The following is a 22,544-nucleotide window of genomic DNA, read 5'->3' as shown; positions in this document are numbered from 1 at the left end:
ATGTCATAATTTAAACAACATGTGAGGTACTATTAATGAAAAACACATACACAATAAGTGATCACTTAAAATTTATTATTCCTTCCCTCCTCGGGGTTTTCCTGTTCATGACGCCAGTCGGCTCTGGGGATGGTCTGACAATACCGATTGCCGTCTTAGCCGGCCGGCTTCAGGAAGCTCTCGCTGATCAGCTATCAGCAATCATGATGGTTATTATAATTCTGACAGCGGTGCTCACGGTTATTGCCAAAATCATCGGGCCAAGTGCCTTCGGGAAAACGCCTTTCTTCCATGGGTTATTTTATACAAGTACGTTTTGGACGATTACTAGGATTTTAGCTGCTGTTTTTGCGGTGATGGTATTCTTTCGGCTGGGTCCTGAAGCAATTCATAGTGATGTCACCGGGCAACTTCTGCTCGGAGATTTATTGCACGTTTTATTTGCCGTGTTTCTATTCGCCGGTCTATTTTTGCCGCTGTTGATGAATTATGGGCTGCTTGATTTCTTTGGCACGCTGATGACAAAAGTTATGCGGCCGTTATTCAGACTTCCGGGCCGCTCGTCAATTGATTCATTGGCATCATGGATAGGAGACGGCACGATTGGCGTTCTCATGACAAGTAAACAGTATGAGGAAGGCTACTATACCAAACGTGAGGCTGCCGTTATCGGTACGACGTTTTCCGTTGTATCCATTACATTTACACTTGTCATCTTTGCCGAAATGGATCTTGGGAATATGTTCATCCCGTTTTATCTTACTGTTATTGCTGCGGGGTTCATAGCTGCTTTAATTATGCCGCGGATTCCACCGCTTTCCAAGAAGGCCGACACCTATGTAACGGAGTCGTCTGAAGGCATTGAGGAAGAAATCCCCGCAGGCTACAACAGTTTTACGTTTGGTTATAAAAAAGCATTGGACCGGGCAAGCAAACAAAACAGTATTTATAAGTTCTTTAAAGAAGGCGGCCAGAACATTCTCGATATGTGGATGGGCGTAGCACCGATTGTTATGGCATTCGGTCTGATTGCCCTGATTATTGCAGAATATACACCGGTATTTGGCTGGCTCGGCCTTCCGTTCATTCCGCTGCTTGAATTGATGCAGGTACCGTATGCGCAGGAAGCGTCTGAAACGATGCTGATCGGCTTTGCTGATATGTTTCTGCCGGCGATTATCGGGGCATCAATCGAAGCAGAAATTACCCGGTTTATTATCGGTGCCTTATCAGTTACCCAACTAATTTACATGTCCGAAGTCGGCGGTCTGCTGCTCGGTTCCAAAGTACCGGTATCACTGAAAGACTTATTTATTATCTTTCTGCTCCGGACGCTTATCACGCTGCCGATCATTACATTGATCGCACATATGATTTTTTAAAAGCTGTTAAACCCGGAATATAATAAAATTCAATATAAAAGACGAGCGATAGCATAGGTAAGCGGAGGAAATATGCGGAGACTCCTGCGGGAAAAAAGGCATAGGCGAGACACCGAAGTGCCTTGCACGAGGAGGCTCGCCAGCCGCCCGCGGAAAGCGCAGCATATTTCCGTAGCGACGTATCCCGCTTCCCTTCCCAATAATCGCTCGTCTTTTTTTATTCCCTTTTAAACCTTCTATCCCAGCTTTTTTTCACGTATTCAATAGATATTAACGAAATTTCTGCTTGATAGCGTTCCTTATTTTCTCAGTTTTTAATGCTGTGTTTTTCGGAATTTCTTTATCCGGCTCTTCATATTCAGAAGCTTTTTCCACTGAATCGGCAGAATAGCCCAGCTGTTCCGCCATTTGTGTCATGAACTCGTAAAAACTATGACGCTTATCCGGCCCGGCATGATAAATCCCGGTGAGATCATTCTTCACAAACTCAACTGCTGATCCTGCTAAATCATTGACATGCACGAAAGTCCGGATAAGATCATCACGATAAGCAGCTGTATTACGCAGGCGCAATTGAGCAAGCAACTTGTCGGTTCGTTCATCGAGCTGCCCAATCTTATTTTCACCATAAATCGGTCCGGCCCTGAGAATTGTATAATTTAACAGTTCTCTGCTGATAAAACGCTCTGCCTTAACTTTGGCATTCGTATACGTGCTTAGAGGATGGTCCTCCGGCAAACCGGACGTCGGGTGATCTTCATAATAAGGACCACTGCCCTCTGTAAAAACAAAATCGGTTGACAGATACACCAATTTCGTCTGTGGTGTTAGATGCGTGATGACATGACGTAGGCCTTCGTGTACGAGTTCATCTTCATACGGACCGCTCATAACTGACCAGACGACAACATCCGGCTGTTGTTCCTTATAGAACGCTGAAAACGATTCGGGTTCATTGACATCCAATTTATACAAGTCATCGAATGCTGCCGGCTCTTCAAGATACGTGCCGGTCACATCTATATCGGAATCCTTTCTCAACAAATCATATACAGAAGAACCTGCATAGCCGCTTGCGCCGAACACACATACTTTCATGGTTCTCACCATCCTTTTCAGCTTTTAAGCACTGAGATTCTGCTTATCCTTTTTCCGTTCGTCTGGTATAAGCCGGGCTTTCAAAATGGACATCTTTCCTTCAACGACCGGCTGCCAGAAACCGCGCATCGGCCTGCTTGAAAGCACAAGCACAATTAATGCCGACAAAGCAGCAAGACCAAGCAAATCTATCACACTATTTACTGCAAACATATCGTTTTCGCGGAAAAATTGCACGAAAAAGCCGTGAAGCAAATAAACATAAAGGGTTTGTGTTCCCCGAAATGTTAACTTACTGCGTTTTTCGGGCACCCAGGCCAAAAAGCCTGCTGCCATAATTGCAGATGTCACGTAAACTAACAGCCGGGCAATGATGCCATATTCAGGCAGCCCCAACGTACTGTACGATTTGGAAGCAAGCAGCCACCCTGTGTTAAATTCAGGTGCATAGTAGATACCAACCGCAATTACCAGCATGACAACAATCGCTGCTGCTTTCAGCTGTACTCGCTTCAAAAACAGAACCTGCTTTTGCGTTATCCAATACCCCATCAGGAAAAACGGGAAAAAGACAAACGTACGCGATAAGCTGAACGTATGCCCGACCTCGCCAAAGTAGCCAACAATCAGGCCAATTCCGACAGCAATTGAAAGCCCCATAACCGCCGGTATTTTTTTAAATAGAATCAGGAACATATGCCAGCTGAATAAACTGAACAGAAACCAGAGCGCCCAGTGCGGATAGAACATTTCGAGCTGCCAGCCGTCTTTCCCGATAAGAAAATAATAGCCTGTATAAATAACTTGAAAAATCAAGTATGGTATCAATAATTTCTGTGCTAATTTCCTGATATAAGCTAAATTCCCTGAACCTTTGGCAAAAAAACCTGCCAGGAAAATGAAGGCAGGCATATGAAACGTATAAATCCAAAGATACAGCGTGTTCACACCTGCCGCGTCATTTGTGAATGGCTGAATAATATGACCAAACACAACGAGAAAAATTAATATCAGCTTAGCATTGTCAAAATACGCATTACGTTCCATGTCGCTTCAATCCTTTACTTAAATTCCCTTTGCCTTTTCCTTAATTATACCCCATATAAAGCTTTGTTAAGTCGAGTATACGGCATTTGTTATTGAAACGTAATTGCATTGAAATAAGTGATATTATTTTGCCACTTTTTTCTTTTCTTTCGTTTGTGCGGCTGGTTTTCGTTTTGTTTTGCCTTTTTTATCTTTTTGCGCACGGTTCAGAGATTCCTCAAGCGCATCCATCAGATTTGTGACATTATCCGGTTTCGGTTGTTCTGTACTGGTAGTTACTTCCTCGCCCTCCTTTTTCGCTTCAATCAGTTCCATTAAGGCTGTACGATACTCATCCTGATATTTATCAGGTTCAAAGGAAGCCGAAAGCTGATCGATCAGCATTTTAGCTGTTTCCAGCTCCTTTTCAGCATTAGTGTCTTCTGCCGGCACGTTTGGTACGTCTTTCACATCACGCACCTCATCCGGATAATGAATTGTTTCGACGACGAGTGTATTTTCATAAATCCGGATCACGGCCAGCTGTTCTTTCGAGCGGATCATCATTTTAGCAATCCCAATTTTTCCGGTTTCTTCAAGGGCGGAACGGAGCAGACTGTATGATTTAGCACCGCCATCATTCGGCGAAAGGTAATAGCTCTTCTCGAAGTAAATGGGATCAATCTCATCCAACTTAACAAAATCCATAATCTCAACCGCTTTATCGTTCTGTTCTTTTTTCAGGTTTTCAAGCTCTTCATCGTCAAGCACAACAAATTTATTTTTCGCATATTCGTACGCCTTCACAATGTCGTCATTGTTAACTTCCTTATCACAGTTCGGGCATGTTTTCTCGTATTTAATCGGCGTTTTGCATTCTTTGTGCAAATTCCTTAATTTAATATCTTTATTTTCGGTGGCGGCATGCATTTTGACAGGAATGTTGACTAGTCCGAAGCTGATGGTGCCTTTCCACATGGTATGCATAAAACATTGCCTCCTTTTTCGCATAGTTTGTCTTTGGAGGCGTGAATTTATCCAGCAGTGCAGGGCATTTTATAAATAGAGGTGTTGAATATGCACGTAATGAAGCCAATTCCGAGTGAGGCCTTTCCTGAAGGCAACGATTGGGTTTATGAAGTGAAATATGATGGTTTCCGTTGTGTCCTGTATTGGGGGTCTGACCCCAGTTCAATACGCTTAGTCAGCCGGAACGGTAATGATTTAAGCAACAATTTCCCGGAAATTATTGAAATGTGCCTGAAACATGAAGATGATGTGAGGGAATATTTGCCGCTCACCCTGGACGGGGAGCTGGTCGTACTGAATAACGGATATCAGGGAAACTTTTCGCTGATCCAAAAACGCGGCCGATTAAAAAAGCAGGCGCTTATCAAAACGGAGGCAGCCCGCCGCCCTGCAAGTTTTATGGCATTTGACCTGTTTAAGGCCGGGGACACGGAGATTATTGATCAAACGTTTGATCAACGAAAAAGAAAGCTGGCTGAAGTCTTTAATGGTGAGCGTAGAATGGGGGCTCGTCTGCATCATGTAGACTTTTCGGAGAATTTAGAGATGGTATGGCGGAACATTTTCAAGTATAAAGGTGAAGGTATCGTCGCTAAGCGTCAAGGGAGCCGATACCAGCAAGGGAAAAAGCACCGTGATTGGTTTAAAATCAAAAACTGGCGGATGATTAAAGGATTCCTGACACTTTATGAACCGCAAAATGATTATTTTACCGTCTGTGTCTACCGGGACGGCACGGCGGTGGAAATTGGCAAGTGCAAACATGGACTGAACGAGGAGGCATATGCGGCTTTAAAAAAATTATTTGTGGAAAACGGCACCGAAGAAAACGGTGGATACCGTCTGCCTCCCGCCGTTTGTGCAGAAATTCAAACGCTGGATTTCGTTGGCAGTGAGCTGCGCGAACCTTCGTTTAAACGACTGCTTCCCCACACATCAGCTGACGATTGTACATGGCAAACGTTGCGGCTCGATATGGCGATGCTTCCTGAATCAATCAACATTTCAAATACGGCCAAATGTTTTTGGCCCTCACCCGGGCTCACCAAAGGGGATTTGCTCGTTTATATGCGTGAGATTTCACCATATATGCTTCCTTTTTTAGCCAATCGGCTTTTAACGGTCATCCGAAGTCCGGATGGTGTCCACGGCGAATCGTTTTTCCAGAAGCATCTGCCGGATTACGCGCCAGATTTTATTGCGTCCGTTGAGCAGGATGGCGAAACGCATTTTGTCTGTCAGGATCTCGATTCCCTCATCTGGTTTGCCAATCACGGAGCGCTGGAATACCATATTCCCTTTCAGACGGTTCAGAGTGAAAAGCCGCTTGAGATTGTCTTTGACCTCGACCCGCCCGATAGAGATCATTTTTCACTCGCCGTGAAAGCAGCCTGTATCCTAAAAACGATACTGGATGATCTGCGGCTCACTTCGTTTATTAAGACATCCGGCGGTAAAGGGCTTCAAGTTCATATACCCATCCCTCCCGCCAGCATGACTTACGAGGAGACAGGCATCTTCACACAGGCGATCGCCTGGACAATCGAAAAAAGCCAGCCGGACTTGTTTACGACAGAACGGTTTAAAGATAAACGCGGCGGCCGGCTGTACATTGATTATTTACAGCACGGCGCGGGCAAAACAATTGTTGCCCCCTACTCCCCAAGGAAGCAGGAAGATGCTGCGGTGGCAACCCCGCTCTTCTGGAATGAGGTGAATGAAGAGCTGTCGCCCGATATGTTCAGAATTGATAATGTGATAGAGCGTGTGCAAACGGTTGGCTGCCCGTTCCAAGGGTATTTTACAGCAGGCGAAAACCAAGTGCTCGACGATGTGCTTGCAATGATTCAAAGTTGATGCTTTTCGGCAGAGGCCGAAAATTTCCTTATTGAGGTATTGAGGTTTAGCGGCGCTCGCACGATTTGGTGCGGCGCTCGCACGATTTGGTGCGGCGCTCGCACGATTTGGTGCGGCGCTCGCACGATTTGGTGCGGCGCTCGCACGATTTGGTGCGGCGCTCGCACGATTTGGTGCGGCGCTCGCACGATTTGGTGTTTTGCACCTTCGCAGGGCTCGGTGCAAAACACCAAATAAAGAAACCGCCCGTCCCTGAGCGGTTCCTTTAATCATTAAACAGCTGTTTCTTGTTCAATCGCTGTTTTGTCGTTGTACGTTTTCAAGTTGAGCTTTTTCATAACGCGTGAGGTGAGCGTGCCCGATAGCATCGCATCGTTAACGTTCAGTGCGGTACGGCCCATGTCAATCAATGCTTCAATTGAAATTAACAGACCCGCCAAGGCAACCGGCAGCCCCATTGATGACAGCACAATTAATGCTGCAAACGTTGCACCACCGCCGACACCTGCTACACCAAATGAGCTGATGCCGATAATCAGAACGAGCTGGATAATAAATTCCGGTGTGAGCGGATTAATTCCAACTGATGGCGCAATCATAACCGCAAGCATCGCCGGGTAAATCCCCGCACAGCCATTTTGACCAATTGTCGCTCCAAATGACGCACTCATATTAGCGATCCCCTGATCAACACCAAGTGAATTACGCTGTGCTTGAATGTTCAAAGGAATCGTTCCGGCGCTAGAACGTGAGGTGAAAGCAAAACTTAGTACCGGCAACACTTTTTTCAAATAGGTCATCGGGTTCAAGCCAAAGACACCGACCAAAACCAGATGGATAATGAACATGGCAATCAGTGCCGCATAGGATGCAATTACGAATTTACCAAGTTCCATAATGCCGGCAACATCTGTCGTTGCTACGGTTGTTGCCATTAATGCCAGAATACCGAATGGCGTTAAACGTAGAATGAGCGTTACAATCCGCATGACCACGGCGAATATCGCATTGATACCCTTGGTGAACAGTGCTGCTTCATCCGGTTTTTTCCGGCGCAAACCAAGTACAGCGATACCAACAATCATGGAAAATATAACAATGGCAATGACTGATGTCGGCCGGTCCTGCGTCATATCCTGAAATATGTTGGACGGAATAAAGCTCAAAATTTGCTCAGGTATCGTCATGCCCTCAACATCACCGAGGCGTTCTTCCATAGCCATGCCGCGTTCTTGCTCAGCCTGGCCTGCTTCTATTTGGCTGGCATCCAGATTAAACACCACGGCACTGCCAATGCCAACAAGTGCCGCCACCATTGCAGTTGAAACCAAGAATCCGATTATCCAACCGGACATTTTTCCAAGTTCAGAAGATTTCTCCAGATTGATAATTGACTGGATAATCGAAACCATCACAAGCGGTATAACAATCATCATCAACAATCGAATATAGCCGCTTCCCACAACGTCATACCATGCGGTTGTCTGAGTCATGACCTCTGAACCAGTGCCGTAAATCGCCTGCAAAGCAGCGCCAAGCACAATACCAAGACCAAGCCCTGTAAAGACCCGTTTACTGAACGAATAATGTTTCAGCTGCATGCGGATTAACAGGCCGATTAATCCAATCAGCACAACAACATTCATTACAACTAAAAATGTGTTCATAAACGTATTCCCCCTCCTGTTATTTGCCTAGTTTATGCGGAAGTCTGTGAAACTGCCACAAGCAACTGACTTTACGGAAATATCATAGATAATTATTCCGATAAGTTTAATATACTTTAATAATATACTAGGACAGCCTAATGTGTGTCAAGTCCATGGTAAATTTTTCAATTAGCTTCGAACCCCACCCTCAAAGGCCATTGTTCTGCCATTAAAAAAGCCCGGGAATAAACCCAGGCTCACTTAACAACCGGCTGCAGTTCCAACACGACATTTCCTTGAATCGCGCGGGAGATCATACAGCTTGTTTCGGCTTTTTCAACTAATTTCCGAAGTATTTTATAATCTTTTTCGGTGGCGTTTTCCTCTAGCACTACATACGGCTTATGAATGATTTTTTCATAGGTGAAGACGCCATCTGTTACATCAACGATCCCTTCTGAATTCAGGGACATCTCCTTGAGCGGGAGTTCCCGCCGTTCAATCATCGCAGCGAGCGTTATCACATAGCAAGTGGCAGCCGCTCCCAACAGCATCTCATCGGGATTTGTCCCGATCCCGGGGCCGTCCATTTCAGATGGAATGGATATCTCCGTCTTTAAGTTGCCGGCATCGATCGAGCCACTGCTATTTCTCCCGCCCGGCCACGCTGCTTCTAAATGAAAATGGTGCTGTGCCATTAGATCACCTCTCTCTATAACCATAACACTAATCGTTAACATCGATGAAGCTTTTGGCTGAAGTTCATAAGGAATCCCGCTTGCTTCAAATGAAAAGAATCCCCCGGCTATTGCCTGTCCAATATTTCTTTCAGCACACGGGCTTGATTATACTTTTCATCTTTTGCAGCAAATAACAACGTAATATCTTTATTATGTGTTTTAGTCAGACCTTTGAGCTTCTGCAGTTCTTCCCGCTGTTCACCATCAGCTAATTCTTCTTTATACTTCTTTTTAAATTCATCAAATTTTTCTGGATCATGCCCGAACCATTTGCGCAGGTCGCTGGAAGGGCCAATTTCTTTTAGCCAATGATCCAGCTGGGCTTTCGCTTTCGATATGCCTCGTGGCCAGACACGGTCAACCAGTACACGAACACCATCATCGCTTGCTGCTTCATCATAAATGCGCTTCAAATTAACAGGCATTCGCTGAAACCTCCTCTAATCAGTAATTGTCATGCTGTGGCGTGCTTTCCGCAACTTTGCCGGATGAAAACCAGCCAATAACAGCTATCGCCACGAGCACCGCATAGAATATAATTTTCCAGGTTGTCGAATGGGGAAAAGCATGAGGGACAAGGCCAATATCATCATGTGCCAAGACAATGACCGCCAGCTTGACGCCTACCCAGCCGACAATCGCAAATGCAGCAACTTCCAAACCAGGTCGTTTTTGTAATAATTCCACAAAAATGTTAGCCGCAAACCGCATAATAATCAGCCCGATCATACCGCCGGCAAACACAACGGCAAATTGAGCGCCGTCAAGACTGCCGACTGCCGGCAATGCCGTTTCGGGCAATGCAACTGCCAGAGCAACTGCTGCCAAGATGGAGTCAACGGCGAAAGCCAGATCGGCAAATTCCACTTTAACAACCGTCATCCAAAAGCCGCTGCCGGTTTTTTCAGCTTTGGCTGCGGCCTCTTCAGACTCAGTTTTAACCGAAAACCTGTCATATAAATTTTTAGCGGATATCCCTAACAAGTACAGGGCACCAAGAGCTTGTACCTGCCAGACGTCAACGAGAAACGAAATGATAAACAACGAGCCGAAACGCAGTACAAAGGCACCAGCCAAACCATAAAAAAGCGCTTTTCTCCGTTTCTCAGGCGGTAAATGTTTGACCATTATCGCCAAAACCAACGCATTATCCGCGGCCAAAAGACCTTCCAGACCAATCAGTACAACCAATACCCATAAATATTCAACCAGTAATTGGGCTTCCACAACAATCTCTCCTTAAAAACAAAATGGTCTCCGCCCACAGGCAAAGACCATAAAAAAGACCTTTACCCAGCGCGGTAAAGGTCTCGCAAACAACGTATGTTGCCAATTCAGCCGGGGATTGTCCATCCCGTAATGACGACGTGAATTGTGCAGCTACTCCCCTTCAATCGTTTTGAACGTATATTTAGCTACTTTTATTTAAAACCTTCTGCCGGCAAATGTCAAGAACGATGTGTAAAAGCCGTCTGCAGCAAACACAAGACTACGTTATTACATTTTCCATATGCGCTTTTAAATCGTTCAGACGTTCGTGACCAGCATCTTCGCTTTCTTCGCACACACCAAAATAGCACTTAATTTTCGGCTCGGTACCCGACGGGCGCAAGCAGACCCAGCTGTCGTTTTCCAAAACGAATTTAACCACATTTTCCTGCGGCAGTTCGATACGCCCGGTCTGTCCACTGGTGATGGCTTTACGTTCGCTCACCAGGTAATCCTCGACATAATGCACCTGGAGTCCTCCGATTTCGGTCAACGGTTCTTTTCGAATGTTTTCCATGATTGAAGCGATTTTTTCCGATCCTTCTTTTCCTTTAAACGTCAGTGACAGCATATCTTCCTGGAAGTAACCGTGCCGTTCAAACAGCAGATGGAGCGCATCGAAAAGTGTCTTTCCATTACGTTTCCAGTAATAGGCCATTTCACTTGCCAACACGGCTGCCTGCACAGCATCTTTATCACGTGCGAAATCACTTATAAGATAGCCGTAGCTTTCTTCGTAGCCAAAAATAAACGTTTCATCGGTTTCATCAAATTGCCGGATTTTTTCACCGATATATTTGAATCCTGTCAACGTATCGATCGTGGGCACACCGTAATGTTGGGCAACTTTTCGCCCCAATTCGGATGTTACGATCGTTTTCAGCATCCGCCCATTTTTAAGCGCCGCGCTGTTACTGTGCGAAAGGATGTAGTCAAGCATTAACGCACCAAGCTGGTTCCCGGTCAGAACAGCGTATCCCCCATCCGGCTGTTTCGCAGCAACGCCCAGCCTGTCCGCATCAGGGTCTGTGCCGATTAAAATATCCGCATCTGTCTGTTCACCCAGCGCTATAGCCATGCTGAATGCCTGATGTTCTTCAGGGTTCGGGGATTCAACTGTGGAAAAATCGGGATCCGCAACAGCTTGCTCTTCAACAACATTGACGTGGTTAAATCCGAGCTGTTTTAACCCGAGAAGCACGAGCTGATGTGCAGTTCCATGGAGTGGTGTGAACACAATTTCTAAGTCTTTATCCTTGCTTAGTTCCTGCGTGCTCAGCATTGAAATGCCTTGCAGCTCCTTCATGTAGGCCTGATCGACCTCCTCACCGATCCACGTTAGAAACCCTTGGCTCTCAAGCGCTTCGCTTTCAAGATAAGGCACCGTCAGTTCATCTTCTGTCTTCTGAATATAGCTGATAATATTACTTGCTTCATCCGGCGTGATCTGCCCGCCGTCTTCATTATAAACTTTAAACCCATTGTACTCAGGCGGGTTGTGACTCGCTGTTATCATAACCCCCGCAGCCGCACCGAGATGTCTGACAGCAAACGACAGCAACGGTGTAGGGTGCAATTCATCAAAGACGTACGCCTTAATGCTATGAGCACCGAGCACCTTTGCTGTTTCGAGCGCAAATTCGCGCGACATATATCGGGAATCATAGGCCACCGCGACACCGCGCTCATTCACATTAATAATATGCGCTTTTATATAGTTGGCAAGACCGTTCACCGCTTTTCTGACAGTATAGATATTCATGCGATTGGTCCCTGGGCCAAGCACACCGCGCAGTCCGCCCGTCCCAAATGTCAATTCGGTATAAAATGCATCTTCCAGCATCGTTTTATCATCATGCATTAACTGTAGTTCACGTTTTAAATCGGGATTAAGATTTTTATATGTACGCCATTTCTCATAAGTTGTTTCCCAGTGACGCATCACAGACACCTCTCTCGTTACCATCTTATGTTGAAATTCTATCATACTTCTAACCTGTATTCTATGTTTCTAAGTTTACATGAAGGCTCTCAGGGTAAAAATAAAGAATAACCTTTCTATTCATTACAAAGACAGTTACAATAAACGTATTAGTTAAAATTGGAAAGATGTGATCGCTTTGGTACAAAAACGCTGGTTTCAAACACTGATTGCTTTAATTCTTATATTTACACTTATTTTATTGGTTTCGGCTGCCGATTTCATTTTCAGCCCAATCTTTAAATATGTCGGTGCCGTCGCATTTCCGCTCATTGGCGCCGGGATTCTATTTTACCTGACCCGGCCGGTGATGCATTTGTTGGAAAAATTGAAGATGCCCCGGATCGCAGCAATCATGATTGTATTTTTGCTCCTTCTGGCATTTTTATTTGTGGTTGCGAGGTACATTGTTCCAATTCTTCAAACACAATTTTCAAATCTTGTTAATAACATACCGACAATGGTGTCAGGGGTGCAGGACCTTATCGGCTATTGGCAATCCAACCAGAATTTGATCCCGGATGAAGTCAATAAAACCATCAATAATATTACATCTAATTTGCAAACATACATCGAAAAAGCCATGTCCTTTATATTCGGGTTTATCGGTGAATTTATCAGTATCCTGTTTGCGCTGATTCTTATCCCGTTTTTCCTGTTCTTTATGTTAAAGGATGGAGAAAAGTTCGTTCCGTTTATTACAAAATTCTTTAAAAAAAAGAAAGCGGAAAACATTCGTGAATTGCTGACCAAAATCGATGATTCATTAACATCGTTCATTCAAGGACAGCTGATCGTCGCGCTTTGTATTGGTATTCTCTTATATATCGGTTACGCAATTATCGGGCTGAATTATGCTTTGACACTCGCTATATTCGGCATGATTATATGTGTGATTCCTTTTATCGGACCGTACCTTGCTGTGACGCCTGCTATTATTGTAGGCTTTTTCCAGGATCCGTTGATGCCTGTCTGGGTAGCCATCGTCATGATCGTCGCCCAGCAGATTGAAGGGAACCTTGTTTCGCCAAACGTCATGGGCAAGGCGCTGCATCTGCATCCGCTGACCGTCATAACAGTGGTGCTTGCTGCCGGGAGTATCGGTGGCCTGCTCGGCATGCTGTTTGCCATTCCAATTTATTCGGTTGTTAAAACGATTATCAGTCATTTTTATGAAACATATCAGGACGCACACGATAACGAATATGATTCATTGATTTGATTGATAATTGACAGCCACTGAAATTTTCCTTATGTGGAAGACGTCATTTTAATGCACGACAATAAAAAACGTTTTCATTTACTGCAGAATGTCTTGCAAGGTCTTATTAAGTGTGCTGAAAGTAAATTTGAAGCCCTCTCGTTCCAATCGTTCCGGAATAACCCAGCGGCTTTTCAATACCAATTCCGTTTCCGTCCTAATCAGGGTTGCCCCTATTTCAAGCAGCCATTTAGGAGAAGGTAAACCAAACGGCATATTCATTTCACGTCGCAACAATTTCATAAGTTCCTGGTTGCTAACAGGGTTCGGAGCCGAACAATTAAATGGACCGCTAAGATCACCTCTTTCCTTTAGAAAAAGAACGATCTGGAACAAATCTTCAATATGAATCCAGCTGAATTTTTGTTTCCCTGATCCTTGTACACCGCCAAGCCCAAATCTCACTAAATTTCGGTAGGGGGTTATTACCCCGCCCCCTTTACCAAGCACAATAGCTGTACGAAGGGCGATTTTCCTTGTTTTTGGTAAGTCAAAAGAAAAGAAGGTTTTCTCCCAGTTTGTGGCAACATCTACTGAAAACCCTGAACCAATATCTCCATCTTCTTCTGTCATCGGACGTTCTTCCGCGTGTCGGTAAATAGTTGCCGTGCTGGAATTCATCCAAACCTTAGGTGGATTTTCACAAGCCAAAACAGACTCCCCAAGTATGTTCGTTGTCTTTATCCTGGAATTCATAATTTCATGCTTATTTTCCTCATTGTACCGGCAATTTACTGATTTTCCGGCCATGTTAATCAGAAGCTCTGCATTTTCTAAAGCATCAATTACTTCAGATCTATCATCCCAGGAAATATACTGTTGTTGCCTTGATATGATTTTCACCTTATATCCCAGCTCATTAAATCGTTCCTTAAAATATTCACCGATAAATCCTGTTCCCCCGGCTAAAACTACTTTTTTCATATAAACCACCTGTCTATTTTATAATATCACAAAGCATCCCCTTGTTTTGTAAAGGGGATTTCAGCTAAACTGATAGTGGGAGTGATACGTATGACGAAAAAACAAATTGAAGCGGAAATGGCGGAGTTAAAGTCAGATTACGCACGCATTCAAGGTGACGTCGAAAAGGCGACGTCTTTCGGTGTTAATACATCCACAGGTGAAAAAAAGATGGTGGAAATCGAGGAGCGCCTTAAAGAACTGAATCAGCAACTGGAAGAAGTGGAATGATGTTATGACCGGGGCTCCCATGGCAGGTGCTCCGGCTTTTATCCTTACCCTGGTCGATAATATGTCCAGAAGCTATTAGTTGAGACGAAAAACGCACCAAACTTAGCATGAGGGACTAGGCGGCACCGACAAAGGAATAAATTTAGTCAATAGTTATTAAAAAAGCCGCTGTCCCTGCAACCATTAAGGCAATTGATAACCCTAACTGATTTTTACTCATATTGGATTTCTTTTTAATTTCTACAAAGAATGAAATAAGGCCATATAGCACTCCACAAACTAACACGAATTGTAAGATAAGCGAATCCAATAAAATCCCCCTCTATTCCCATTTGCCTTGCTATTAAATACATCTGTTCGTCATTTGCGCCCGATACTTAATACTCCGATTGACGTAGGTACAAGAGAATTTCATTTTCTTTTAATTTTTTAACGTGGTATTTGCGGATTTTGCTGTCAATTTTCTTTTGTTGCTTACTTCCTTTGCTAAAGAAATTGATAATATGAAAAAATAATCCTCCCCAAATTCCAGCCCAACCACGGAATCCTAGTTGAAAAGCTATTTCTTCTCTTTCCGTAAGGGGCAATTGAGTATTTTTCTCGAACTCTTCTTTATAATCTTCGTGAATTATAATATAATCTTCTTTGTTATTTAACGCGGAGAGCAAATCCTTGGGGTTATTAACAATAAAGCAATCATCAACTTGTTTATATTCCAACAAATTCACTCCTTTTAACGGAACTATTGGCAACTGTGATCTAAATATAGTTGAAGTAGAAAAGTGCAAATATATTCCAAATAATATGGCGGAGTATTACAGGTACCAAAGACCGTGATATTCCAAAAACAATCCCAAAAACCATTCCTAATACAAACCCAAATAGTATATATCCCTGATGTACAAATGCAAATAAAGTGGAGAACACAAATAACGCTACTATAAAACGAAGAAGTTTATCACTATCGTATTAGCGCCCCCGTTTCTGTAATAAAATGAAATCACTTAGTATCAAAAATACAAGATAATCTTAATGATTAAGCTGATAATAGTATAAAGAACAGAGCCATAGAACACGACACCAACATTTACTTTCAATTCGTTATTTTCTTTCTGGATTTTCCATCCGGACTCGCTTGCCTCCAGCGTTGCTCCTTTAGATAAAGCACCCCCACTGCTATTAAAAAAGAAAAGTACAACCGATAAGGCCAGACCAATGAAAAAACTCCATTCACTATATGAAAATGTGAAAATAATACTTGTAACCCAAACAACTAGACCAATTATTATGGATGATAATATTGACCAGCTAATAACTTTTTTCATTTATCACCCTCCCTGACAACCAAAATTAACGTTTTCTACAAGTTTAGGTGCCCATTTGGTTTCATTCCGAACATCTCCAATAATAAAATACGGATTGATACATAAATCAGTTTCATTTTTAAATAAATATTCTGAATTTATATTTTGAATCCATTTCCCAATTTCCGCAGTCACGGAAACACTCTTCTCCCTTGTTAACTACCGGACGGATTCCATCTTTATTTTTCTTTTTAAATAACTCTCAATGTTTGTATTCATCAATGAAAATTCGTTTCAAAATGTTTTTCTCCATATATAGGAGACCACATTGAAAAACACTGTGGTAGAGATTTAGTTAATACTTTCTTTTCATAAGAAATTCATAGAATTATTCTATAATAATTATTGCATCCTTTAATTATTACTTTGCACTGAATTTTATGTATGAAGGTGGTTGTAGAAATGGAATGCCCAAGAATCTTAGTAGTTGATGACGAGATGGGAATGCGTCGTTTTATCAAAATGCATTTGGAACGGGAGAATTTCGTGGTGGAAGAAGCAAAGGATGAAAGGGAATCCCTAAACCTAGCATTTAAAAAAGACTATGATGCTATTTTATTGGATCTTATGTGGCCAAAAAAAGATGGTATTATTGTAGCTAAACAGATACGTAAGGATAAAAAAACACCAATAATTATAATAACAGCAGAAGGCGATGAATCCAGTCGTATCCAAGGGTTCAAAGCAGGAGCGGATGATTATATCGTTAAACCTTTTAGTCCAAGGGAATTGGTTTTGCGTATTAAAGCTATATTGCGTCGTGCTACAAGCAATAGTTACAAAAAGATTAAAATGCAGTCAAAAGATCTACTCATTCTTTCTCCTTTAGCAATCAATCGTGATACTTATCAGGTAACAGTAGACGAGGTTAACGTGAATATGACACCAACAGAATTTGAGATGTTGTGTATTTTAGCTGAAGAGCCCAATAAAGTATTTTCTCGAGAATTTTTGATGAAAAAAATATGGGGAGATGACTCCGCTGTCGATACCTGGGTATTATATACCCTAGTTAATCGTTTGCGGAAAAAATTAAACAGTGTTTCTAGTTCTGCAGGCAATATGATCTCGACGGTTAGGGGAATTGGATATAAAATTAAGACAGTTGACAAATATACCTTGTCAAAATAATCTTATGAATATAAAATTCATAAGACCTAGCTAGATTACAAATACCCGGTAACTAAGTTAAGACGTCGATGATGGACCAACATACACTACAACATGTTACCTGCTTTGTATTTGTTGGTGTTGACCCAGACCTTTATATTAGTGAAGTCGAATTAACAGCCACCTTATTGTGCGACTGCTGTTTATCTACTATCCGTATAGCACAGGTACCTTCCCCTAGGATAAGAAGTTTTTGATGTCACATCGTTTAACCAGCGAAATACATAAATGCTTGTCCCTAAGCCATTACACTACCTGTACCGTACCATTTAATGCAGGGGATACGGTTTCGGTCTTTTCGATATATTGTTTTAAGGCATCGATTGCATGGACATTGAGGTCACGGCGATTGGTTCCATACTTTTTGGGGACGCCTTGGGTAGTAACAAACGACGCACTATAGGTTCGGTTTTTATCCACTCGTTTGTCGCCGATAAATAAATCCTGAATACGCAGTCCTTTGGGATGGATTAGTCGGTGCCATATTCCATAATTCCATAAATCGTTCAGCGTAATTGGCCCAACAATAAGCGCTCCATAGCGCCACCCGTTGGAAAATGCAAGTTCTGCGCCGGATACATCTAAAAGCGCCTAAAGGAGCAAATTATCCATCGTTGTTTCTAATTGGGCATACCGATGCAGCGCGATATTCGTTTTCCAATGATAGTTTCCAGTATCCCCCGGTATGGTCCCAACGCCTGTTTAATCATCTTTTGTATGTCAGAATCAGCTTCTGTTTCCTCTATTGCCCCTGATATAAGGGATAGCAATGTATATAATACAGACCAAAACCAAAATGAATTAAATACTGTAAAAGTCGCCACGATTGTAGCTATTGCAATAATTCCAGGTGTTATATAAATGTTTTTAAAAACGAAATATCCAATTGCACCTAAAACAAGAGAAATTATCGGAAGGATAAAGAAGACAACCAAAATAAATAGAAACATACCCCTCCCTCTCCCCTTTAACTATTAGTCATAAATCTTCAAATCCTCTACTTGATTCAAGAAGGAAGCCTTCTTATTCGAGAATGGCGCGAACAAACTTGTTAAGCAAAGTCCTCGTTTCATTTTGTTGATGGATGATTTGGTAATTGCATTATAACAATGGCTTTATCAGGGTCTGCATTAGGTAGTGGTTTTGCTTTTGGTTGTGGTCCATCTTTTTCTGTGATATAAGCATTTGCCGCCTCTGGAGGTGCTGTCTCCCCTGGGGAAATACAAATAAACTTTTGAACAGGATATTCAGGGGTAACAAAAGGTTTTTTGGCTTTTTGTTGCTTTTTTTCATCAGCTTTAGAAGAATATTGACTTAATTTATGATGTGCTGAGTGCTCCGTTTTTGTTTGAGATTCAAGATTATTGGCGTTTCCAAACATCAACATACATCCCAAAAATAGCAGTCCAACACATACTACTGTTGACAACATTCTTTTAGGCATAGAATCTAATACTCCTTTCACGTTTGAATATCCGACATCCTTACAGTGTTTTTCTGATATTAGCTGATATTGATGGAATAATTAGGATTGTATTATAAGGTAATGTGCTGAACCTTTATCTTATTCCATTTAGAGCTCCAATTTTTCTTAACTATTCGTTCCTCATAAATAGCAGCCCGTTTTCTAGTATTTGTGAAAAATCCGGTCGGTTTTACCTCTAAATTTATTAAATCGTCAACTCCATAAGGGGCAGCTAACATCAAATTATCATACTCATCTAGCTTCAGCCCTAAAGCTGTCGCTGTTTCCGGGAATTTTGATATGGCATCCACAGAAGATGAATAAGGATATATATTGTTAGCAACGTGCATTCTTGCTTCGTTCTTAATTGACCAAGGTTCATTAGGTTGTATATTAATAAGCTTTTGTTCCAATCTTTTTTCTTCAGCTTCATCTATATTTATATTGTCAAAGTAGATGACATCAATATCCGGTGTAGGTGTCCTTTCACGATACCCGTGTAAAGTATCCCAAATCTTTGATCGTATGAAACCGGCACATATCCACCAGTCTGGCAAATGTAATGATTTAGCTGTTGCTAAGATATCCATCATCCATTCATCTTCACTAATTAAATTTAATATATCACGCTCGTTTTTTAAGTCCATAGTAGCCCCTTGTATGCAATTTTTATTCCTGATTAGCGCCCTATGATTGAACAATCTTTTCTAATATTAGCTGGTATAACAGCAGAACTATAAATATGCCGGTAAATGATGTTTATACATTTCCACTGCATCTGTATGGTTTTTCAAGGTAGAAAGTGTCTTGGGGTGAGGATTGACATAAATCATAGGATAATCCTTTTCATCCTTATCTTCGTTGGCCTTAAAAGCTAATTTTTCTTCGTTAATTGAAAACTGCGCATCAATACCCCTTTTGTTTCCACGGGCATCTATCCGGATCCATTTATTTTTGGAACTTAAGAAAATGGCATTTAAAGCGTGAATACAATAGCCTTTCTCTGGTGTGTCAAATAGCATTAAACGTTGGTAACAAAAACGTATTTTGCAATATTCTGACATTATTCAAAAGGGCCCACTCACTAATTAGTGCGCGCGGTTGCTTAAGATACTTGTTTTAAATACACTTTTAATTCTGAACGGAATTAAAAGGCCTAAGATTTAAGAATCAAAGCCTTCTTATAGCCTATTATCCATTTAGTAAATCTGTTATTTGTTCTTTTAATGTTGGTATTTCTTTTTCAACCACATTCCAAACAATTCTATTGTCCACCCCAAAATAATTATGAATTAGAATATCTCTTAATCCAGCCATTTCGCGCCACGGTAATTGGGGGTGTTGCTTCCGAAAATCCTGTGATATACGTTTAGTTGCCTCTCCGACAATTTCCAGATTGCGAATTACCGCATCCTGTATTAATTTTGAACTGAAAAAGTCACTTTCGCCATTGGGGACGTATGATTCAATATTTTCTATACACTCCAAAATATGACGCAAATAAACATTGTCATCCTTCATAATTGAATTGCTCCGTTTAATACCTCATCCCTCATACTCCAATGAATTGAATTTTCTGTTACAACATCAACCTTAACGTCTAACAGATCTTCAACTTCTTGTTTAAAACGAATCAAATCAAACAAACTTCTTCCCTTTTCAAATTCCACAAGTAAATCAAGATCACTTGCAGATCCATCCTCCAGCCTTGCAACAGAACCAAAGATCTGTACATTTTGAATACCGTATTCATCCGCTATTTTCAAAATCACATCACGCTTTTCTTGAAGAACATCATATAACACAACACATCCCTCACATTCTTTATTGGTCTTAAAAGTATTATATCATGTTTTAATATTATCTGTTCTTATATAGAAATTCCCTTCACTATAGGTCACAATATGTCCCATTTACAAACATAACACTGTACATCTATAGCCCTCGATAAAGTAATAAATTTAGTAATAGTTATTAAAAAAGCTGCTGTCCCTGCAACCATTAAGGCAAGTTAGCAATGCATCATCAATATGTCTGTCAACGATAAAATAACCAAGTGAGTTTAACGGGGGTTTTACTCATTTCGTAAAAAACACTGTTAAGTAACCGCGCCCATTTGTTTAGTACAGGGTTTCCCTGTTTCGATAAAAAATAAGCCCATCTACAATAACATCAGGGCTTTTATTGCTACAAAAATATTTATTTTTCACCAGGAAATAATATACCGAGGACTATGATGTTATCTTGATTTTTTTCATAATACACCCGAAATTTTCTAACAACGATTCGGGATAAACCCTTATAGATTCCAAATTCCTCTGTATAGGTTTCTCCAACAAGCTCATTTTTTAAAAATTCCTCAGTATCTAAAATCAATTTAAATATGAATTCCAGAGTCTCTTCTGATGTAAAATGTTCACTCCTAAACTGTAGTAGCTTATCTCTTACAGCTGAGAGCCAGATTATATTTTGGGTACCCACTATTCGAAATTCTTTGCAGAAAGTGAATTTAATAACTCTGATGTTGACATACCTTTTCCTTTTTTATATTCACTTTTGCTTTCCTCGATCATCTGCTTAAGTTGAGGGTTTTTTTCTACATCGGATTTGATTGAATTCTCATCCTCTTCCTGTAGGACAAGAGTAAATTTTCCTTTTCCCGGGATAGAAAATTGAAAAACTGAATTATCACGATCCATATTTTCTATGCGATTCATAAGTTCTTCTGACGATTCAATAAATCCCATAAAATCACCGCCACTTTGTATTTTCTTTATCATAACATAATATACGTTTCCTGTATTTTAGAAGACACTCACCCTGGCCACTTAAGCAAAGGAACTACTTCTGCAATCGCGCCCGATTGTTGTTTTATGTTTAAAATTTATAGAGCAATTGGCAGGAACAATATAAAACCCTTGTTCAAGGGAGACTCAACTTAGTCATTCTTCCGCCATCCACAGTATATACCTGACCTGTGATAAACCCAGCTTCATCGGATGCAAGAAATGCCACGAGCGCTGCTACTTCTTCGGGTAAACCTGTACGGCCTGTAGGATGAATGCGTGCGATATCGCGTTGGAAAGCCTCTACATCTGGGTGGTTTTCAATCATATCATTGTTTAATTCCGTGTCGATCCAACCAGGTGCCACTGCATTGCAACGAATGCCTTCATGACCATGGTCTACTGCCACCGAACGGGTCAGTCCATGAAGACCAGCTTTAGACGCACAATAAGCCGCATGCTGTGGGTTGGCAGCTAGCCCCTCTGTCGATCCAGTATTGACTATACTACCTTTCGTTTGACGCAGGTAAGGCAACGCTGCTCGAATCATCAGGAAAGGAGCTGTCAGATTAACGCTGAGATTACGCTGCCAATCCTCAACGCTCATCTCTTCAATCGATAATTCCTGCATCATGCCGGCATTGTTGATCACTACATCGAGTTGGCCTGTTCGAGCGATGACTTCTTTAACGATTCGCTCTGGTGAATCTGGATCCGAGAAATCTGCCTCAACCCAGTCAAACTCTTCATCCTTGCCGCGCTGTGCGGTAATTACAGTCGCTCCTTCGTCATGCAACCTGCGGGCGATGGCTCGTCCAATCCCTAAACGCCCACCTGTTACTAGTGCCACCTTATTTTCAAAACGCTTTATTTGTTTTGTCATTAATGTACCCCCTTCTTCAATAAAATGGCTCTTATGTATGAACGGACGCCAAGACTTATTCATACGAATAGGTAAGGGTTTGAAGTTATCGCTCCCTTTTCCCCTCGCCCACACCGTACGTGAGGCTTTCACCTCATACGGCGTTCCAACTAGTCCAATTCACTCAGTTCTATGTATTGTGAAATGAAGCTGTTTATCCTAATTTAAGATTAAGTCATTTTCGCATTGTTTCCGTAATTCATTTACCTTTTGAATTTGCTTTTTGCTAAGCTCCAAAATTTTGATTAGAGTTTTGATTTTCTCATTGTCTTTTAAATGTATCAACCGATGAACGGACTCATGTAATATAATCAAATTTGAGTATGCGTCATCCTTTGAGTGCTGATACGG

At 41.9% G+C, this 22,544-nt stretch carries 27 protein-coding genes and 2 pseudogenes; 5 read left to right on the top strand and 24 right to left on the bottom strand.

The genetic code is table 11. The annotated features are described in order from the left end of the window. Window positions 1–35 precede the first annotated feature (35 nt). Window positions 36–1,382, top strand: a complete 1,347-nt coding sequence (locus BMZ22_RS11295; RefSeq protein ID WP_090085580.1) for a YjiH family protein — start codon at window positions 36–38, stop codon at window positions 1,380–1,382. Window positions 1,383–1,652: 270 nt separating this feature from the next. Here BMZ22_RS11295 and BMZ22_RS11290 read toward each other — a convergent pair whose 3' ends face one another. From BMZ22_RS11290 to ku, 3 genes are all read right to left on the bottom strand, one after another. After that, window positions 1,653–2,480 carry a sugar nucleotide-binding protein gene (locus BMZ22_RS11290; RefSeq protein ID WP_090085578.1) on the bottom strand — a complete coding sequence of 276 codons (828 nt, stop codon included), beginning with the start codon at window positions 2,478–2,480 and terminating at the stop codon, window positions 1,653–1,655. A 24-nt stretch (window positions 2,481–2,504) separates the two neighbouring features. After that, window positions 2,505–3,527: an acyltransferase family protein gene (locus tag BMZ22_RS11285; protein ID WP_090085576.1), complete on the bottom strand. Its 1,023-nt coding sequence runs from the start codon at window positions 3,525–3,527 to the stop codon at window positions 2,505–2,507. A 123-nt stretch (window positions 3,528–3,650) separates the two neighbouring features. Beyond that, window positions 3,651–4,493: a non-homologous end joining protein Ku gene (gene ku / locus BMZ22_RS11280; RefSeq protein ID WP_090085574.1), complete on the bottom strand. Its 843-nt coding sequence runs from the start codon at window positions 4,491–4,493 to the stop codon at window positions 3,651–3,653. Between the two features lie 90 nt (window positions 4,494–4,583). On the opposite strand from ku, the gene BMZ22_RS11275 reads away from it, so the two are divergent. Next, window positions 4,584–6,392, top strand: coding sequence for a DNA ligase D (locus BMZ22_RS11275; RefSeq protein WP_090085572.1), 1,809 nt, complete (start codon window positions 4,584–4,586; stop codon window positions 6,390–6,392). A gap of 272 nt (window positions 6,393–6,664) precedes the next feature. Here the strand turns inward: BMZ22_RS11275 and BMZ22_RS11270 are convergent, their stop codons facing one another. From BMZ22_RS11270 to BMZ22_RS11250, 5 genes are all read right to left on the bottom strand, one after another. Beyond that, window positions 6,665–8,059: an L-cystine transporter gene (locus tag BMZ22_RS11270; RefSeq protein ID WP_090085569.1), complete on the bottom strand. Its 1,395-nt coding sequence runs from the start codon at window positions 8,057–8,059 to the stop codon at window positions 6,665–6,667. Between the two features lie 239 nt (window positions 8,060–8,298). Next, window positions 8,299–8,739 carry an OsmC family protein gene (locus BMZ22_RS11265; RefSeq protein ID WP_090085567.1) on the bottom strand — a complete coding sequence of 147 codons (441 nt, stop codon included), beginning with the start codon at window positions 8,737–8,739 and terminating at the stop codon, window positions 8,299–8,301. Window positions 8,740–8,846: 107 nt separating this feature from the next. After that, window positions 8,847–9,206, bottom strand: coding sequence for a DUF488 domain-containing protein (locus BMZ22_RS11260; RefSeq protein WP_090085565.1), 360 nt, complete (start codon window positions 9,204–9,206; stop codon window positions 8,847–8,849). A gap of 19 nt (window positions 9,207–9,225) precedes the next feature. Next, entirely contained in the window at window positions 9,226–10,008 is a 783-nt protein-coding gene (locus BMZ22_RS11255) for a TerC family protein (RefSeq protein ID WP_090085563.1), read from the bottom strand. Window positions 10,009–10,270: 262 nt separating this feature from the next. Next, on the bottom strand, window positions 10,271–11,992 hold the full coding sequence (locus BMZ22_RS11250) for a phospho-sugar mutase (RefSeq protein WP_090085561.1): 1,722 nt from the start codon (window positions 11,990–11,992) through the stop codon (window positions 10,271–10,273). Between the two features lie 169 nt (window positions 11,993–12,161). On the opposite strand from BMZ22_RS11250, the gene BMZ22_RS11245 reads away from it, so the two are divergent. Further along, window positions 12,162–13,253, top strand: a complete 1,092-nt coding sequence (locus BMZ22_RS11245; RefSeq protein ID WP_342710460.1) for an AI-2E family transporter — start codon at window positions 12,162–12,164, stop codon at window positions 13,251–13,253. Between the two features lie 78 nt (window positions 13,254–13,331). Here the strand turns inward: BMZ22_RS11245 and BMZ22_RS11240 are convergent, their stop codons facing one another. Then, window positions 13,332–14,216: a TIGR01777 family oxidoreductase gene (locus tag BMZ22_RS11240; protein ID WP_090085557.1), complete on the bottom strand. Its 885-nt coding sequence runs from the start codon at window positions 14,214–14,216 to the stop codon at window positions 13,332–13,334. 90 nt (window positions 14,217–14,306) lie between these two features. On the opposite strand from BMZ22_RS11240, the gene BMZ22_RS11235 reads away from it, so the two are divergent. Next, window positions 14,307–14,486: an SE1832 family protein gene (locus BMZ22_RS11235; RefSeq protein WP_090085555.1), complete on the top strand. Its 180-nt coding sequence runs from the start codon at window positions 14,307–14,309 to the stop codon at window positions 14,484–14,486. A gap of 142 nt (window positions 14,487–14,628) precedes the next feature. Here the strand turns inward: BMZ22_RS11235 and BMZ22_RS16965 are convergent, their stop codons facing one another. From BMZ22_RS16965 to BMZ22_RS16960, 5 genes are all read right to left on the bottom strand, one after another. Next, window positions 14,629–14,796: a hypothetical protein gene (locus BMZ22_RS16965; RefSeq protein WP_177183430.1), complete on the bottom strand. Its 168-nt coding sequence runs from the start codon at window positions 14,794–14,796 to the stop codon at window positions 14,629–14,631. A 67-nt stretch (window positions 14,797–14,863) separates the two neighbouring features. Beyond that, on the bottom strand, window positions 14,864–15,205 hold the full coding sequence (locus BMZ22_RS11230; RefSeq protein WP_090085553.1) for a hypothetical protein: 342 nt from the start codon (window positions 15,203–15,205) through the stop codon (window positions 14,864–14,866). A 40-nt stretch (window positions 15,206–15,245) separates the two neighbouring features. After that, the gene (locus BMZ22_RS17475; protein ID WP_090085550.1) at window positions 15,246–15,428 is read right to left on the bottom strand and encodes a CPBP family glutamic-type intramembrane protease; all 183 of its coding nucleotides are present in this window, start codon (window positions 15,426–15,428) and stop codon (window positions 15,246–15,248) included. A gap of 68 nt (window positions 15,429–15,496) precedes the next feature. Continuing rightward, window positions 15,497–15,811 (bottom strand): hypothetical protein, encoded by a 315-nt coding sequence (locus tag BMZ22_RS11220; RefSeq protein ID WP_090085548.1) that lies wholly within the window; start codon window positions 15,809–15,811, stop codon window positions 15,497–15,499. Between the two features lie 3 nt (window positions 15,812–15,814). Next, window positions 15,815–15,985, bottom strand: a complete 171-nt coding sequence (locus BMZ22_RS16960) for a hypothetical protein (protein WP_177183428.1) — start codon at window positions 15,983–15,985, stop codon at window positions 15,815–15,817. 267 nt (window positions 15,986–16,252) lie between these two features. Here BMZ22_RS16960 and BMZ22_RS11215 point away from each other — a divergent pair, with 267 nt between their 5' ends. Continuing rightward, window positions 16,253–16,981 carry a response regulator transcription factor gene (locus BMZ22_RS11215; RefSeq protein ID WP_090085545.1) on the top strand — a complete coding sequence of 243 codons (729 nt, stop codon included), beginning with the start codon at window positions 16,253–16,255 and terminating at the stop codon, window positions 16,979–16,981. A 659-nt stretch (window positions 16,982–17,640) separates the two neighbouring features. On the opposite strand, the gene BMZ22_RS11210 is transcribed toward BMZ22_RS11215, so the two are convergent. The 10 genes and pseudogenes from BMZ22_RS11210 to BMZ22_RS17115 all read right to left on the bottom strand — a co-directional run. After that, complete coding sequence (locus tag BMZ22_RS11210; protein ID WP_090085542.1) at window positions 17,641–17,970, bottom strand: DUF2651 family protein; 330 nt, start codon at window positions 17,968–17,970, stop codon at window positions 17,641–17,643. Window positions 17,971–18,089: 119 nt separating this feature from the next. Then, the gene (locus BMZ22_RS11205; RefSeq protein ID WP_143069979.1) at window positions 18,090–18,464 is read right to left on the bottom strand and encodes a hypothetical protein; all 375 of its coding nucleotides are present in this window, start codon (window positions 18,462–18,464) and stop codon (window positions 18,090–18,092) included. 92 nt (window positions 18,465–18,556) lie between these two features. Beyond that, on the bottom strand, window positions 18,557–19,132 hold the full coding sequence (locus BMZ22_RS11200) for a nucleotidyltransferase family protein (RefSeq protein ID WP_090085538.1): 576 nt from the start codon (window positions 19,130–19,132) through the stop codon (window positions 18,557–18,559). Between the two features lie 87 nt (window positions 19,133–19,219). Then, window positions 19,220–19,525 (bottom strand): annotated as a pseudogene (locus BMZ22_RS11195) (transglutaminase-like domain-containing protein); the annotation flags it as partial. Between the two features lie 151 nt (window positions 19,526–19,676). Beyond that, on the bottom strand, window positions 19,677–20,006 hold the full coding sequence (locus tag BMZ22_RS11190; RefSeq protein WP_090085536.1) for a HepT-like ribonuclease domain-containing protein: 330 nt from the start codon (window positions 20,004–20,006) through the stop codon (window positions 19,677–19,679). Continuing rightward, complete coding sequence (locus tag BMZ22_RS11185; protein WP_090085534.1) at window positions 20,003–20,290, bottom strand: nucleotidyltransferase family protein; 288 nt, start codon at window positions 20,288–20,290, stop codon at window positions 20,003–20,005. The genes BMZ22_RS11190 and BMZ22_RS11185 overlap by 4 nt, the downstream gene beginning before the upstream one ends. Before the next feature lie 394 nt (window positions 20,291–20,684). After that, window positions 20,685–20,861 (bottom strand): hypothetical protein, encoded by a 177-nt coding sequence (locus tag BMZ22_RS17285; protein WP_245745372.1) that lies wholly within the window; start codon window positions 20,859–20,861, stop codon window positions 20,685–20,687. A 104-nt stretch (window positions 20,862–20,965) separates the two neighbouring features. Then, the gene (locus tag BMZ22_RS11175; protein ID WP_342710455.1) at window positions 20,966–21,265 is read right to left on the bottom strand and encodes a hypothetical protein; all 300 of its coding nucleotides are present in this window, start codon (window positions 21,263–21,265) and stop codon (window positions 20,966–20,968) included. A 142-nt stretch (window positions 21,266–21,407) separates the two neighbouring features. After that, window positions 21,408–22,154 carry an SDR family NAD(P)-dependent oxidoreductase gene (locus BMZ22_RS11170; RefSeq protein WP_218144050.1) on the bottom strand — a complete coding sequence of 249 codons (747 nt, stop codon included), beginning with the start codon at window positions 22,152–22,154 and terminating at the stop codon, window positions 21,408–21,410. 198 nt (window positions 22,155–22,352) lie between these two features. Next, a pseudogene (locus tag BMZ22_RS17115) lies at window positions 22,353–22,544 on the bottom strand (group II intron reverse transcriptase/maturase); the annotation flags it as partial.

Origin of the sequence: Lentibacillus persicus (assembly GCF_900112705.1) — a bacterium.
Classification (GTDB): Bacteria; Bacillota; Bacilli; order Bacillales; family Amphibacillaceae; genus Lentibacillus; species Lentibacillus persicus.
The sequence above is the reverse complement of the archived record's forward strand: the minus strand, read 5'-3'. Positions and strand labels throughout refer to the sequence as shown.

Bases quoted from the DNA above. Each gene is read 5' to 3' on its own strand.
- BMZ22_RS11295 (WP_090085580.1), top strand. From the start codon at position 36: ATGAAAAACACATACACAATAAGTGATCACTTAAAATTTATTATTCCT.
- BMZ22_RS11290 (WP_090085578.1), bottom strand. From the start codon at position 2,480: ATGAAAGTATGTGTGTTCGGCGCAAGCGGCTATGCAGGTTCTTCTGTA.
- BMZ22_RS11285 (WP_090085576.1), bottom strand. From the start codon at position 3,527: ATGGAACGTAATGCGTATTTTGACAATGCTAAGCTGATATTAATTTTT.
- ku (WP_090085574.1), bottom strand. From the start codon at position 4,493: ATGCATACCATGTGGAAAGGCACCATCAGCTTCGGACTAGTCAACATT.
- BMZ22_RS11275 (WP_090085572.1), top strand. From the start codon at position 4,584: ATGCACGTAATGAAGCCAATTCCGAGTGAGGCCTTTCCTGAAGGCAAC.
- BMZ22_RS11270 (WP_090085569.1), bottom strand. From the start codon at position 8,059: ATGAACACATTTTTAGTTGTAATGAATGTTGTTGTGCTGATTGGATTA.
- BMZ22_RS11265 (WP_090085567.1), bottom strand. From the start codon at position 8,739: ATGGCACAGCACCATTTTCATTTAGAAGCAGCGTGGCCGGGCGGGAGA.
- BMZ22_RS11260 (WP_090085565.1), bottom strand. From the start codon at position 9,206: ATGCCTGTTAATTTGAAGCGCATTTATGATGAAGCAGCAAGCGATGAT.
- BMZ22_RS11250 (WP_090085561.1), bottom strand. From the start codon at position 11,992: ATGCGTCACTGGGAAACAACTTATGAGAAATGGCGTACATATAAAAAT.
- BMZ22_RS11240 (WP_090085557.1), bottom strand. From the start codon at position 14,216: ATGAAAAAAGTAGTTTTAGCCGGGGGAACAGGATTTATCGGTGAATAT.
- BMZ22_RS11235 (WP_090085555.1), top strand. From the start codon at position 14,307: ATGACGAAAAAACAAATTGAAGCGGAAATGGCGGAGTTAAAGTCAGAT.
- BMZ22_RS11220 (WP_090085548.1), bottom strand. From the start codon at position 15,811: ATGAAAAAAGTTATTAGCTGGTCAATATTATCATCCATAATAATTGGT.
- BMZ22_RS11215 (WP_090085545.1), top strand. From the start codon at position 16,253: ATGGAATGCCCAAGAATCTTAGTAGTTGATGACGAGATGGGAATGCGT.
- BMZ22_RS11210 (WP_090085542.1), bottom strand. From the start codon at position 17,970: ATGTTTCTATTTATTTTGGTTGTCTTCTTTATCCTTCCGATAATTTCT.
- BMZ22_RS11205 (WP_143069979.1), bottom strand. From the start codon at position 18,464: ATGCCTAAAAGAATGTTGTCAACAGTAGTATGTGTTGGACTGCTATTT.
- BMZ22_RS11200 (WP_090085538.1), bottom strand. From the start codon at position 19,132: ATGGACTTAAAAAACGAGCGTGATATATTAAATTTAATTAGTGAAGAT.
- BMZ22_RS11190 (WP_090085536.1), bottom strand. From the start codon at position 20,006: ATGAAGGATGACAATGTTTATTTGCGTCATATTTTGGAGTGTATAGAA.
- BMZ22_RS11175 (WP_342710455.1), bottom strand. From the start codon at position 21,265: ATGATAAAGAAAATACAAAGTGGCGGTGATTTTATGGGATTTATTGAA.
- BMZ22_RS11170 (WP_218144050.1), bottom strand. From the start codon at position 22,154: ATGACAAAACAAATAAAGCGTTTTGAAAATAAGGTGGCACTAGTAACA.